The sequence below is a fragment of the Formosa algae genome (assembly GCF_001439665.1).
GTDB lineage: Bacteria > Bacteroidota > Bacteroidia > Flavobacteriales > Flavobacteriaceae > Formosa > Formosa algae.
Window position 1 is genome coordinate 21039 of record NZ_LMAK01000076.1, and the last position, 14050, is coordinate 35088.

Here is a 14050-nt window from a genome sequence, read left to right on the forward strand (position 1 = left end):
AAGTCTTAGGAAATAGTATTTTTATAACACTTTTGAATTGGTTATACATTAGAAAAATCTAATTATTAATACACGATTAAAACAAGCCACCTTGAACAGCCCCTTTAATGCGCCCTAAGTGAGAATATGCAGCTTCGGTAACCTCTCGACCGCGTGGTGTACGCATGATAAAGCCTTGCTGAATTAAGAATGGTTCATACACTTCTTCAATGGTTTCGGCACTTTCACTAACCGCAGTAGCTAAAGTGGTAATCCCAACTGGGCCACCCTTGAATTTATCGATTATAGTCGTTAAAATTTTATTGTCCATTTCGTCTAAACCGTGAGCATCTACATTTAACGCTTTTAATCCGAATCTAGCGATGGCTAAATCTATAGTCCCATTACCTTTAATCTCGGCAAAATCTCGAACACGACGTAATAAGGCATTTGCAATACGTGGTGTACCACGGCTTCTGCCAGCAATTTCTATAGCGGCATCGACATCCATGGGAACCTCTAGGATTTCGGAACTACGTTGTACAATCGTAGATAGTAATTCAGTTGAATAATATTGAAGTCTGCTACTAATTCCGAAACGGGCACGCATAGGCGCAGTAAGCAATCCAGAACGTGTTGTAGCACCAATAAGTGTAAATGGATTTAAATGAATTTGAACCGTACGTGCATTTGGTCCAGATTCTATCATGATATCTATCTTATAATCTTCCATTGCAGAATACAGATATTCTTCAACAATAGGACTTAAACGATGAATTTCATCTATAAATAATACATCGCGTTCATCTAAATTGGTAAGTAAGCCTGCCAAGTCCCCTGGTTTATCTAAAACAGGACCTGAGGTCACTTTTATACCAACACCAAGTTCGTTGGCTAAAATATGTGCTAAAGTGGTTTTACCAAGGCCTGGAGGACCATGGAACAATGTATGATCTAGAGCATCTCCACGACGGTTAGCTGCCTCTACAAAAATACTTAGATTTTCCAAAACCTGATCTTGACCAGCAAAATCGTCGAACGATAAGGGTCTTAATGCTTTTTCAACATCGACTTCTTCTGGAGAGAAGTTGTCTTTTTCTGGATTCAAGTTTTCATTCATAAGTCGTATAAAAAAACAAAGTAAATCATTATTTAAGTCGATTGAAAGAAATTGATCAATTATCTAAATCGCCAATCACTAGTATTTGCTTTTGCTTCGAGTTCAATCTCTAAAGCATCTTCTAATTTAGGAAAAAAATCGATACCTGTTTCCGCTTCAATCCGATCTACAGATACCACATAACTTTTAATAGGTTTCTTCTCATTCGCTCTATTTGGCATTAAAAAAGCAATCATTTTAGAGTGTGCCCCATCGGCTTTAAAGATAATTTTATAAAAATAATTAGGGACAGAAACCTGATCTTTACCTATAGTTTTAAGATCACCTTTTAAAACACCACCAGTAACTACATACACATCCTGATATGATTTTGCCCAAGAACGAACCGTTTGTTCTAATTCGTTCCAAATTCCTGCATTAAAATCATGATTTTGAGGAGAAATATTACTAGTTAAAAACGTTTCATTATAAGTTTCTACCGTTTTTCTGCGGTCTGCGGCTGGACATAAATGTCCCTTATCATAACCCGATTTTTTATAACTTCTCCAATCTGCAGATTTGGTTTTTACGGCTTTGTCTTCATAAAAATACGGACGTTTTCTATCGACATAAACAATATCAGATTTCTTTAACTCATAAGCCACCCACTCTGCTTGTTCGTGGGCTTCGTTGTAAGATAAAGTATAATTATTATGATATACGATCTGACCAGTTGTAGACGTGGGTAAATAGTATGCATTATCTTTTTTATTACGAAGATCTGGTTGTTCATTATACTCTTCGTCAACATCTGTATCTGCCGTCTTGAGATATTGTTCGTACACATACACACCAATAATAATGATGACACCGATAATAGATAAAAATTTCTTCATAATATATTTAGGCAATTAAAGTACAAAGAAAAAGCCTTTTCAAACAAAATGAAAAGGCTTTTTAATATGTTAAGTAATAGAGTTCTTAGTGTTGTAACTCTTCTTCTCCTTCTTTTAAAGGAATATTTTGAGGTACAAAATCTACATCGTGACCTGGTTTACTATAATCGTAAGCCCAACGATATACTACTGGAAGTTCTCCTGGCCAGTTTCCGTGAATGTGCTCTACTGGAGTAGTCCATTCTAAAGTAGTCGATCTCCATGGATTTGCAGTGGCTTTTTTACCATAGAATATACTGATAAAGAAATTGTATAAGAATACTATTTGGAAAATTCCACCTACAATAGCAAATATGGTAATTACTTTATTTACATCGGCTAAATCGTCGAATAAAGGAAAATTAGAGTTTGTATAATAACGTCTTGGTAAACCAGCCATACCTATAAAGTGCATTGGAAAGAATACACCGTAAGCACATACTGCAGTTACCCAAAAGTGAATATAACCTAAGTTTTTGTTCATCATACGTCCGAACATTTTAGGATACCAGTGGTACACTCCTGCAAACATTCCGTAAAGAGCAGATATCCCCATTACCAAGTGAAAGTGAGCAATTACAAAGTAAGTATCGTGAACATTAATATCTAAAGCACTATCTCCTAAAATAATCCCTGTTAATCCACCAGTAATAAAAGTAGATACAAAACCAATAGAAAATAACATTGCAGTGTTCATTTGTATATTACCTTTCCAAATGGTTGTAATCCAGTTGAAAGCTTTTACAGCAGAAGGAATTGCAATTAATAATGTTGTAAATGTAAATACAGATCCTAAGAACGGATTCATACCTGAAACGAACATATGGTGACCCCAAACAATTGTTGAAAGGAAAGCAATAGCTAAAATAGAAGCAATCATGGCACGGTAACCAAAGATAGGTTTACGTGAATTTGCAGCCATAATTTCTGATACTAATCCCATTGCAGGTAAAATAACAATATATACTTCAGGGTGTCCTAAGAACCAAAATAAGTGTTCGAATAATACTGGAGAACCACCTTGATAATGTAATACTTCACCTTGAATAAAAATATCTGATAAGAAGAATGATGTTCCAAAACTTCTATCCATTATTAATAATAATGCTGCAGATAATAATACAGGGAAAGATACTAAACCAATAATAGCTGTAACGAAAAATGCCCAAATTGTAAGAGGTAATCTTGTCATAGACATCCCTTTTGTACGTAAATTAAGTACAGTTACAACATAGTTTAAACCTCCAATTAATTGAGAAGCAATAAATATAGCCATAGAAACTAACCAAAGTGTCATTCCCATCCCAGAACCACTAGATGCCATTGGCAATGCAGATAAAGGCGGATAAATAGTCCATCCTGCTGCTGCAGGTCCAGCTTCAACAAATAATGAAAAAATCATGATGATACATGATACAAAGAATAACCAATAAGATACCATGTTAAGGAATCCTGAAGCCATATCTCGTGCACCAATTTGCAACGGAATTAAAAGGTTACTAAACGTACCACTTAATCCAGCTGTAAGCACAAAGAATACCATTATAGTACCATGTATAGTTACTAATGCCAAATAAATATCTGCATCCATTACACCGTCTGGAGCCCATTTACCTAATAAAGCTTCAAATAACACATTAGGCTCTTCTGGCCATGCTATTTGCATACGGAACATAATAGACATAAGAATTCCAATAATCCCCATGAAGACTCCTGTAATCAAATATTGTTTAGAGATCATTTTATGATCTGTACTAAATATATATTTGGTTATAAAAGTTGGTTCATGATGATGTCCGTGATCGTCGTCGTGAACGTGAGTATCTGCGTGTGCTGACATAATCTATTTTCGGTTTTTTAAATCTTGTTGATTGAACTAGTTTTTTACTAAGGAATTTTTGAAAATCTTTTGCTCTTTAATCCAAGCATCGTATTCTTCTTGAGTTTCCACGATTATTTTCATTTGCATATTGTAGTGAGATTTACCACAAATTTTGTTACATAATAATAAATAATCAAACTCATATGCATCTAAAGCGTCTTCACCCTTAGCAACTAAGTCTTTACTATTTTCTACTCTAATTTCATTAATATGTTTTACTTTATCAATCATATCTGGATTCTGACGCATTTCTGCGGTCGTGATTGTTGGTGTAAAACCAAATTGAGTTACCATACCCGGAACACAGTTCATTTGTGCTCTAAAGTGAGGCATGTATGCAGAGTGTAAAACATCTTGAGAACGCATTTTAAATAATACTGGTTTTCCTACCGGTAAATGCAATTCAGAGGTAATGATATCATCTTGTGCATTCGGATCAGATTCATCTAAACCTAAGATATTTGCTTTATCAATATCAATTAATCTTACGTTAGCTTTTCCTAAAGTATTATCGGCACCACTATATCTGGCTTTCCAGTTAAATTGTTGTGCATATAATTCTACTACAATTGGATCGTCGTCTTCACTCACATTCATGATGCTTGTCCAAGTGAATAAACCGTAAATAATTAAACCTGCTAAAGTAATTACAGGAATAATAGTCCAGATCGCTTCTAAGGTATTATTGTCTGCAAAGAATAATGCTTTACGACCTTTTTGTCCTTTATATTTAAATGCAAAATAATGTAATAAGAATTGAGTAATAGTTTGTACTACAAAAATTAACACTAAAGAGATAATCATTAAATTATCAACTTCAGGTCCGTGAGCAGACGCAGAATTAGATAATAAAGGTAAGTCTCCCCATTTTACAATACATACAATAGTAATGATATAAATGAACGCCAAAAACCCCATCATAAGATAGGCGTTTATGGTATTATCTTTTTCTGTAGCAACTTGATCATTTTCAGGAAGGCCCGCTTGAGCCAAATCGAAAATCTTTACCATTTGCCAGATGGCTATTAATATAAATACTAAAACTAAAATTATAAATAAAGCAGTCATACTGTTTGTTATTGGTCTTTATATGTTATAAATAATGGACAGTGAATTAATAATGAAAATGTTCACTTTCCTTCATCAAAGGATTACGTTTTGCATGTAATGGTGCTTTTGTTAAAGCTGTAAACACGACAAATATAAACAATCCTGCAAATAATAATATTGAACTTATCTCAGGAATACCTATAGACCATCTATCTCCAACGGTAGCAGGCATAATCATGTTGAAAATATCAATATAGTGTCCGAATAAAATTACAACACCAGCCATTACAATAAACCAAGGAATACGTTTGTAATCACTGTTCATTAAAATTAATAATGGGAATAAGAAGTTTAAGACAACCATACCAAAGAAAGGTAAGTTATAATCTTCTATACGTGTAATAAAATAAGTAACCTCTTCTGGAATGTTAGAATACCAAATAAGCATAAATTGAGAGAACCATAAGTATGTCCAAAACACGCTAATACCGAACATAAATTTAGCTAAATCATGAATATGACTATCGTTAACTAATTCTAAATATCCTTTAGACTTTAAGTAGATTGTTATTAAAGCGATAACTGTAATACCACTTACAAACATACTTGCGAATACATACCATCCAAATAATGTAGAGAACCAGTGTGGATCTACACTCATAATCCAGTCCCAAGACATGATAGATTCTGTATAGATAAAGAATACTAGGAACCCTGCAGAAATACGAAAGTTTTTCTTGAAGTTAGAGTTATCATCTGCATTATCTTGAGCCAAACTAAATTTACGTGAAAAATATCTGTAAGCGCTCCATCCAGCGATAAAGACTAATCCTCTTACAGCAAACCATCCAATGTTTAACCATCCTGCTTTACCTTGAATTAATTTATCGTGAGCAACTACTTCAGGATCCATCCATACAAAAATATTGTAATGACCAATTGTTCCGGAAGCAACAGCAATTAAAAGTACAATTACAGCACCTGGTAATAAGTAAGCAGTAATCCCTTCCATCACTCTAAAAAGTACTGGAGACCAACCTGCTTGTGCAGCTATTTGTATTGCATAAAAGGCTAATACACCTAAAGCAATCATCATAAAAAAGAAAGCAGCTACATATAATGCAGACCACGGTCTATTTGCTATTTGATGTTGAACATGCTCTGCGTGAGCATCACCATGAGCGTCATGAGCATCTGCTTCTGCATGTGCATGTGCATTTTCTCCATGTGCTGGGGCTTCTCCGTGTACTTCATGAGTATCATCAGCATGTGTAGCTTGTGCTACTTCGTGACCTCCTCCTTCATGATGTGCAGCCTCAGTGGCCAACATTGTTTTTACTTCGTCTAAAGATTTATGAGAAGACATAAAACCATATACTACCCCTATAAATCCTAAGATTATTAGAGCGAAAGAAAATGTTCTTAATTTATTTGAAAGTGTGTACATATCTATATATAATCTTTATCTAATCGACTTACTTTTCTAAATCTGCTTTAAGTTGCATAACATAAGCAGCTACTTGCCAACGTTCTTCGTCTAACAATTGGTTCTTGTAAGATCCCATTGCATTCTTTCCATAATAAATAGTATGGTATACACTACCAACAGTAATATTACGTCCAGCATCATCGTATTGAGGAACCCCTAATATTTTTTCTCTTTTTACTAAGTTTCCTTGTCCATCTCCTTTTGTTCCGTGGCAAATTCCACAGTAGATGTCGTACAATTCTTTACCTCTTTTAGCGTCAATTAACGTTGAATCTAAAGGATTCATTAAGTTTAATTTTGCATCGTCGTATCCTTCTAATGTATTAGGGATAGTAAAAGGCATGTGTCCTCTTGCTATAGCACCATCTGCTGGTAACTGCGCTTCAACACCATTTCTAAATGCTGCTGTTTCACTGTACGTCTCATATCCTACAGATTCGTACATGTTAGGCATAAACTGATAGTTTGGTCTGCCGTTCTCCTGACAAGATACTGCAGATATTAAAACTACGGCTATGGCAAATATTTTTATTAAGCTTTTCATAAGTCTATTAATGGGCTTTATCTACTAAGTTAATTTCTACTGCACCTGTAGTTTTTAACAACTCGGTGATAGCGTATTCATTGTTATTATCTACTGATATCTCCATTAAAAAGTGATCATCTGTAGTTCTTGGATCTGGATTTTCTGCATCTTTAAAAGGCCAAATTCTACTTCTTAAGTAAAAAGTAATAACCATTAAGTGAGCCGCAAAAAACACAGTAAGTTCAAACATAATTGGTACAAAGGCAGGCAAGTTTTCTAAGTAACTAAAACTTGGTTTACCACCAATATCTTGTGGCCAGTCTTCAATCATGATAAAATTCATCATAAGTGTTGCCACTGTTAAACCAATACATCCATATATAAAAGCGGTGATTGCCAAACGAGTTGGCGCTAATCCCATCGCTTTATCTAGTCCGTGAACCGGAAAAGGTGTATAGACCTCGTCTATGTGATATTTTGCTACGCGAACATCTTTAACGGCAGCCATTAAAATATCGTCGTCTGTATAAATAGCGTGAATAACTTTTGAAGATTCCATATGCTACTCTTAGTTTTTTGAATTATTAACTGAGGCTCCAGAAGTTCTAGGATCTGCACCTGTTCCAACTAAACTATCTCCTCGTTCTCTGATGTTTTTATAACTCTGTCCAGAAGACTTTAAAATAGTCTTAACCTCTGCTTGAGCGATTACAGGGAATGTTCTAGAGTACAATAAGAATAATACAAAGAAGAATCCTATTGTTCCAATAAATATTCCAATATCTACAAATGTAGGTGAGAACATGGTCCATGATGATGGTAAGTAATCTCTGTGTAACGAGGTTACAATAATTACAAAACGTTCAAACCACATCCCAATGTTTACTACTATAGAGATAAAGAATGAGAACATAATACTTGTTCTTAATTTTTTAAACCACATAAATTGTGGAGAGAATACGTTACAAGACATCATCATCCAGTATGCCCAAGCATAAGGACCTGTTGCTCTGTTTAAGAAAGCGTATTGTTCGTACTCTACACCAGAATACCAAGCAATAAACAATTCTGTAATATAAGCCACACCAACTATAGAACCTGTAATCATGATTACAATGTTCATTAATTCGATATGTTGTACTGTAATATAATCTTCAAGGTTACACACTTTTCTCATAATAATAAGAAGTGTATTTACCATAGCGAATCCAGAGAATACTGCTCCTGCAACGAAATATGGAGGGAAAATGGTAGTATGCCATCCTGGTATTACTGAAGTAGCAAAGTCAAAAGATACAATGGTGTGTACAGAAAGTACTAATGGTGTTGCTAAACCTGCAAGCACTAAAGATACTTCTTCAAAACGTTGCCAGTCTTTTGCTCTACCTGACCAACCAAAACTTAATAAAGCATAAATTTTCTTTTGGAAAGGCTTTACTGCACGGTCTCTTAACATAGCGAAATCTGGTAATAAACCTGTCCACCAGAATACTAATGATACAGATAGATACGTTGAAATCGCAAATACATCCCAAAGTAAAGGTGAGTTAAAGTTCACCCATAACGAACCAAATTGGTTTGGAATTGGTAAAACCCAGTAACCTAACCATGGACGCCCCATGTGAATAATTGGGAATAAACCTGCTTGGAATACCGCAAAGATGGTCATGGCTTCTGCAGATCTGTTAATTGCCATTCTCCATTTCTGGCGGAATAATAATAGTACTGCAGAAATTAACGTTCCTGCGTGACCGATACCTACCCACCAAACAAAGTTGGTAATATCCCAGGCCCAACCTACGGTTTTATTCAAACCCCAAGTTCCAATACCAGTTGATACTGTGTATAATATACATCCTATTCCCCAAAGGAAAGCTGCTAATGAAATAGAGAAAACTATCCACCATAACTTATTTGCTTTTCCTTCTACAGGTCTTGCTACATCGACAGTAACGTCGTGGTAAGACTTTTCTCCTGTAACTAAGGGTCTTCTTATAGGTGCTTCGTAATGAGACGCCATATCCTTATCTAATTATTTCTTAATTCGTTATTATGCTTCTGTTGTATTTCTCACTTTTGTCTGGTAAATCACATTAGGTTTTGTCCCAACATGCTCTAACAAGTGATACATACGATTATCTTCTTTAAGGTGTGCTACCTTACTTTCTTTATCGTTAACATCTCCAAATACCATAGCTCCACTACTACAAGCGGCAGAACAAGCTGTTTGGAATTCGCCGTCTTTAATTACACGTCCGTCACGTTTAGCGTCAAGAATTGTTTTCTGTGTCATTTGAATACACATAGAACATTTTTCCATTACACCACGAGATCGTACTACTACGTCTGGGTTTAAAACCATACGTCCTAAGTCATCATTCATATGGTAATCAAACTCATCATTACCATTGTATAAGAACCAGTTAAAACGACGTACTTTATACGGACAGTTGTTAGCACAATATCTTGTACCTACACAACGGTTATATGCCATTTGGTTTTGTCCTTGACGACCGTGAGATGTTGCCGCTACTGGACAAACTGTTTCACAAGGTGCGTGATTACAATGTTGACACATTACCGGTTGGAAAGCGACTTGTGGATTCTCTGAAGGATGCTCCATTTCTCCAAATCCACCAAGAGAACCTTTATCTCCAAATAGACCTGAAAACTCGTCTTTCTTAGTATTATCTTCATCAAATGTTTCATCAGAAGAATAATATCTATCAATACGTAACCAGTGCATATCACGGCTACGACGTATTTCACTCTTACCTACTACTGGTACATTGTTTTCTGCGTGACATGCAATAACACATGCTCCACATCCTGTACAAGCGTTTAAGTCGATAGATAAATTGAAATGATGTCCAACACTACGGTCAAACTCATCCCATAAATCTACATCTGGAGACGTTACAGGCGTTTCAACATGGTTTAAAGATACCATTGCCATAGGATTCCATACAGATTTATCTTTAGTATTAAAGATTTCTAAAGTAGTTTCCTTAATAATATCTCCACGTCCCATTAACGTATTATGCAGTTGTACACAAGCAAATTCATGCTCACCATCAACAGCAGCAACTGTTACGTTTTGAACCGTATTAAAATTTTGATATAAACCAAAAGCGTTTACACCAGTTTTCATTTCATCTTTTAATCCAGCGTATCTACCATATCCAAACGATAAACCTACAGAACCTTTAGCTTGCCCTGGTTGTATTAAAACAGGAACACGTTCTAAAGTTACTCCGTTTACAGTTACACTAGCATAACTTCCATTTAAACCACCATTAGCAACATTCTTGTTCATTAATCCTAACGCTTCTGCATCAGATTTTGAAACTGTTAAGTAGTTATCCCAAGAGGTTCTTGTAATTGGATCTGGAAATTCTTGTAACCATGGGTTATTGGCTTGTTGACCGTCTCCCATACCTACTTTAGTATACAATACTAACTCTAGACCTTCAGACTTAGCTGAAGCTACCAGTGCAGATGCTGCAGCAGTTCCAGAGATTTCAGACACTGTAAATCCTTCACCAGAAACACCATTTTCTGCATTAACAGTTTTAGATGTAGATGAAGTTTCAAACTCGTCTTGATCTTCTTTAGCAAGACCTATACCTACAGCTGCATCGTGAATAACGTTACCAGCCCAAGTTCTATCTTTGTTGTCTTTTAAAGTTGTTTTAGTCTCTTCAATTGTTTCTTTAGACATGCCATTTACTAAAGCTCCTATTGAACCTGCAATAAAAGAACCATCGTGAATCGCTTGATTAAATGAAGCGCCACCTAAAACACTATCATTCCAAGTTTCTTTAATATAATCGTGGTAAGAAGATGTATTTCCTGTCCACGCTAATAAAGCCTCTTGAAATTGTTTGGTATCAAACAACGGACGAATAGTTGGTTGCGTAAGCGCAAAATGTCCGCGTTTTAATTCTACATCTCCCCAAGCTTCTAAATAATGAGGTGCTGCAGCTAAATATTCTGTTTGAGAAGCTGTCTCATCTGATTTCATCGAGAATGTTACAGCTAATTCTGTTTTCTTTAAACCTTCAGCAAAATCTACTGTGTTTGGTAAACTATATAATGGATTTACTCCACTCATAATAATTCCGCCAATACGACCAGCTTTCATGTCTGCTACTAATTGTGAAACAGCTTTATCGTTACCTTGTCTTGTTAAAATTGGCACTCTAGGTCTAAATGCTTTACTACGTAAGGCTGCATTAATTTCTAATACTAACGCTTGAGCATTTACATCTTGTAAACCTGTAACAACAACTCCAGCACGACCAGCTTTTTTAAGTTTTGCAGCAGCATTCTTAACAGCGGCATCTATATATTCTGGTAAAGTTCCAGAAACCGAACCACCTACTACATGACCATACAATTTAGCTAATGCTATTTTTTGTTGACTTGGAGTAGAAGGGTAACGTTTATCTGCATTCGCTCCTGTAAGAGACATATTAGCCTCGAACTGAAGGTGAAGTGACATTTTACCATCTTTAGGTATACGTCCTGCAGAATATCCAGCATCGAAACCACCACCTTGCCAATCACCAATAAAATCTGCTCCAAAAGAAACGATTGTTTCTGCATCGGCAAAATTATAATCGGCTAATGCACGGTGACCGTATTTAGCTTGGTATGCATCTAAAGCAGCAGATTCTGAAACGGCATCATATACAACATGACGTACCTTTCCGTACTTCTCTTTAAATGTATTTATTAATCGTTCTGTAGAAGGACTAGCAAAAGTTTGAGTTAACAACACGATTTCTTTTCCTGCACTACTTAAACCAGATAATTTAGAAGATATTTCAGCATTAAAATCGCTCCAAGAAACAGGGTTACCAGATTTTAATGGCCCTTGCACTCTTAAACTATCATACAATCCTAATACCGAAGCATTAACTCTTGCATTGGCACTTCCGTTAGTTTTAGCTAAGGAATTGTTCTCAATTTTAATAGGACGACCTTCTCGTGTTTTAACTAAAACACTTGTAAAATCGAAACCATCTGCGATAGTTGTAGCATAATAATTTGCAACACCAGGAATAATTTGTTCCGGCTGAACTACATAAGGAATCGATTTAATAACTGGTCCTTCACAAGCTGCAAGCGATGCGGCTGCTGTACTAAAACCAACATATTTTAAGAAATCTCTTCGAGTTGTAGAAGATGACTCAAGCGTTGCTTTATCACCTAAAAACTCGTCTGTAGGAATTTCTTCAACAAATTCGTTTTGTTTTAGCGCCTCAACAATAGAGCTATTTTCGTTTAGCTCCTCAACACTTTTCCAGTATTTCTTGTTTGATGACATATTGTATAATTGAATTACTTCTTAAATAAATTAATAATGACACTTACCACATTCTAAAGCACCCATTTGCGCAGCTGTAAGCTCCTCAACACCGTACTTTTTAGATAATTCTTCGTGGATTTTTGTATAGTAATCGTTGTCTTTAACTTTTACATTTGTTTCTCTGTGACAGTTAATACACCATCCCATTGTTAATGGAGCGTGTTGGTACATAACTTCCATTTCCTCTACAGGTCCGTGACAAGTCTGACACTCTACTCCTGCAACAGTTACGTGTTGTGAGTGATTAAAGTAAACGAAGTCTGGTAAATTATGAATTCTAACCCATTTAACTGGTTGTGTTTCTCCTGTGTATTTTTGCTCTGTATCATCCCAACCAACAGCTTTGTATAACTTCTGGATTTCGCCATCGTAAAACTCTTTACTGTGTTCTGGAGTTGCTGTAGATTCTGCTACTTCATAAATAGATTTATGACAGTTCATACACACATTTAAAGATGGTATACCTGAAGTTTTACTCACTCTTGCAGACGAGTGACAGTACTTACAATCGATACCGTTATCCCCAGCGTGAATTTTATGAGAATAATGAATTGGTTGTACTGGTTGATACCCTTGATCTACCCCAACTTGCATCATAAAGCCATAAGCGTAATACGCACCAACTAATAATAAAATCACAACGGTTACTAAAACCAAGAATTGATTTTGAATAAATGCTTTCCATAAAGGTAAGCCTGAAGTTTTTTCAACCTCTACACCTTTAGCTTCAGCAAAACGATTTAAAGTTTGACGCACTAAGATTAAAGCCATCGCTAACAAACCAAATAAAAGCACTAAAGCCCCTAAAATAATTTGATTAGAAATACCATCACCATCACCACTTGCAGGAGCAGCACCAACAGCACCCGCTGCGGCAGGAGCCGGAGCAGCTTTTTCTTGCGCTGTATACGCTAAAATATTATCTAGATCCTCGTCTGACAACTGAGGAAAAGCCGTCATTGGAACATTATTGTATTCATTAAAAATCTTGTTCGCATATGCGTCTCCAGACTTAATCAATCCAGAACTATTACGTACCCATGAATGAATCCATTCTTTATCAAGACCCTCTTCACTTAACCTTGCTTCGATATTACGCAACGCAGGACCTGTCATTTTTTTATCTAATTGGTGACATGCGGCACAATTAGAATTAAACAATGCTTTTCCTTTTGCCGGGTCGCCCTGAGCCGATACAGAGGTTGTAAACGCAAGTAAAATAACTATAGCTAAACGAAAGATGTTTTTGCTGAATTTACGGTGAATCACCTGTTTCATATTATTGGTTGAATTAACTTCTTAACTTTGGTAAAATTTCTCCATCTAGAAGAGACGAAAAAACAGTCATAAAATATGCAACAAAAATAACATTTAAAGTGGATTGAGAAAACGTTATAGTATTGTTAATGGTAATTTAGAAAAGGTCTAAATAAAAAAACATAATCCCCGATATAGGTGGATTATATCAGTATTTTCAGTAATACTAGCTAATTATATTCACAGCATGAACACCTCAATTCATGTATTAATGAAGTGAATACACTGCTTTAAGATTCTAATTTTAAACACGTTCAAAATCTATCATTATAGCAAATTATTAATGTGTGCAAACGTTTTCATATCGCTAAATTTAAGCGAAGTTAACTTTAGTAGTAGACGTAAAAAATCTAGAAAAAACTCTTATTACTATACCATATTATAGTGCAGAATAAGCTT

10 protein-coding genes are annotated in these 14050 nt (G+C 35.5%); all 10 read right to left on the reverse strand.

Annotated elements, in window-relative coordinates:
* Positions 1 to 76 precede the first annotated feature (76 nt).
* The 10 genes from ruvB to AST99_RS16235 all read right to left on the reverse strand — a co-directional run bounded on the left by ruvB (position 77) and on the right by AST99_RS16235 (position 13612).
* Positions 77 to 1099 carry a Holliday junction branch migration DNA helicase RuvB gene (gene ruvB / locus AST99_RS16190; RefSeq protein WP_057783548.1) on the reverse strand — a complete coding sequence of 341 codons (1023 nt, stop codon included), beginning with the start codon at positions 1097 to 1099 and terminating at the stop codon, positions 77 to 79.
* Positions 1100 to 1158: 59 nt separating this feature from the next.
* Entirely contained in the window at positions 1159 to 1974 is an 816-nt protein-coding gene (locus AST99_RS16195; RefSeq protein WP_057783550.1) for a DNA/RNA non-specific endonuclease, read from the reverse strand.
* A gap of 85 nt (positions 1975 to 2059) precedes the next feature.
* Positions 2060 to 3853 carry a cytochrome c oxidase subunit I gene (locus tag AST99_RS16200; RefSeq protein ID WP_057783552.1) on the reverse strand — a complete coding sequence of 598 codons (1794 nt, stop codon included), beginning with the start codon at positions 3851 to 3853 and terminating at the stop codon, positions 2060 to 2062.
* A 36-nt stretch (positions 3854 to 3889) separates the two neighbouring features.
* Positions 3890 to 4963: a cytochrome c oxidase subunit II gene (locus AST99_RS16205; protein ID WP_057783554.1), complete on the reverse strand. Its 1074-nt coding sequence runs from the start codon at positions 4961 to 4963 to the stop codon at positions 3890 to 3892.
* Positions 4964 to 5009: 46 nt separating this feature from the next.
* Complete coding sequence (locus AST99_RS16210; protein WP_057783556.1) at positions 5010 to 6392, reverse strand: cation-translocating P-type ATPase; 1383 nt, start codon at positions 6390 to 6392, stop codon at positions 5010 to 5012.
* Positions 6393 to 6420: 28 nt separating this feature from the next.
* Positions 6421 to 6978, reverse strand: a complete 558-nt coding sequence (locus AST99_RS16215) for a c-type cytochrome (protein ID WP_057783558.1) — start codon at positions 6976 to 6978, stop codon at positions 6421 to 6423.
* A 7-nt stretch (positions 6979 to 6985) separates the two neighbouring features.
* Positions 6986 to 7519, reverse strand: a complete 534-nt coding sequence (locus tag AST99_RS16220) for a DUF3341 domain-containing protein (protein WP_057783560.1) — start codon at positions 7517 to 7519, stop codon at positions 6986 to 6988.
* 9 nt (positions 7520 to 7528) lie between these two features.
* Positions 7529 to 8980, reverse strand: a complete 1452-nt coding sequence (gene nrfD, locus AST99_RS16225; protein WP_057783562.1) for an NrfD/PsrC family molybdoenzyme membrane anchor subunit — start codon at positions 8978 to 8980, stop codon at positions 7529 to 7531.
* Positions 8981 to 9010: 30 nt separating this feature from the next.
* Positions 9011 to 12292, reverse strand: coding sequence for a TAT-variant-translocated molybdopterin oxidoreductase (locus AST99_RS16230; RefSeq protein ID WP_057783564.1), 3282 nt, complete (start codon positions 12290 to 12292; stop codon positions 9011 to 9013).
* 30 nt (positions 12293 to 12322) lie between these two features.
* Positions 12323 to 13612 (reverse strand): c-type cytochrome, encoded by a 1290-nt coding sequence (locus AST99_RS16235; protein WP_057783567.1) that lies wholly within the window; start codon positions 13610 to 13612, stop codon positions 12323 to 12325.
* Positions 13613 to 14050: the final 438 nt, after the last annotated feature.

Excerpts from the sequence above, each read along its gene's own strand:
- AST99_RS16230 (WP_057783564.1), bottom strand. The coding sequence starts at position 12,292 with ATGTCATCAAACAAGAAATACTGGAAAAGTGTTGAGGAGCTAAACGAA.
- ruvB (WP_057783548.1), bottom strand. The coding sequence starts at position 1,099 with ATGAATGAAAACTTGAATCCAGAAAAAGACAACTTCTCTCCAGAAGAA.
- AST99_RS16235 (WP_057783567.1), bottom strand. The coding sequence starts at position 13,612 with ATGAAACAGGTGATTCACCGTAAATTCAGCAAAAACATCTTTCGTTTA.
- AST99_RS16210 (WP_057783556.1), bottom strand. The coding sequence starts at position 6,392 with ATGTACACACTTTCAAATAAATTAAGAACATTTTCTTTCGCTCTAATA.
- AST99_RS16195 (WP_057783550.1), bottom strand. The coding sequence starts at position 1,974 with ATGAAGAAATTTTTATCTATTATCGGTGTCATCATTATTATTGGTGTG.
- AST99_RS16220 (WP_057783560.1), bottom strand. The coding sequence starts at position 7,519 with ATGGAATCTTCAAAAGTTATTCACGCTATTTATACAGACGACGATATT.
- AST99_RS16215 (WP_057783558.1), bottom strand. The coding sequence starts at position 6,978 with ATGAAAAGCTTAATAAAAATATTTGCCATAGCCGTAGTTTTAATATCT.
- AST99_RS16205 (WP_057783554.1), bottom strand. The coding sequence starts at position 4,963 with ATGACTGCTTTATTTATAATTTTAGTTTTAGTATTTATATTAATAGCC.
- nrfD (WP_057783562.1), bottom strand. The coding sequence starts at position 8,980 with ATGGCGTCTCATTACGAAGCACCTATAAGAAGACCCTTAGTTACAGGA.
- AST99_RS16200 (WP_057783552.1), bottom strand. The coding sequence starts at position 3,853 with ATGTCAGCACACGCAGATACTCACGTTCACGACGACGATCACGGACAT.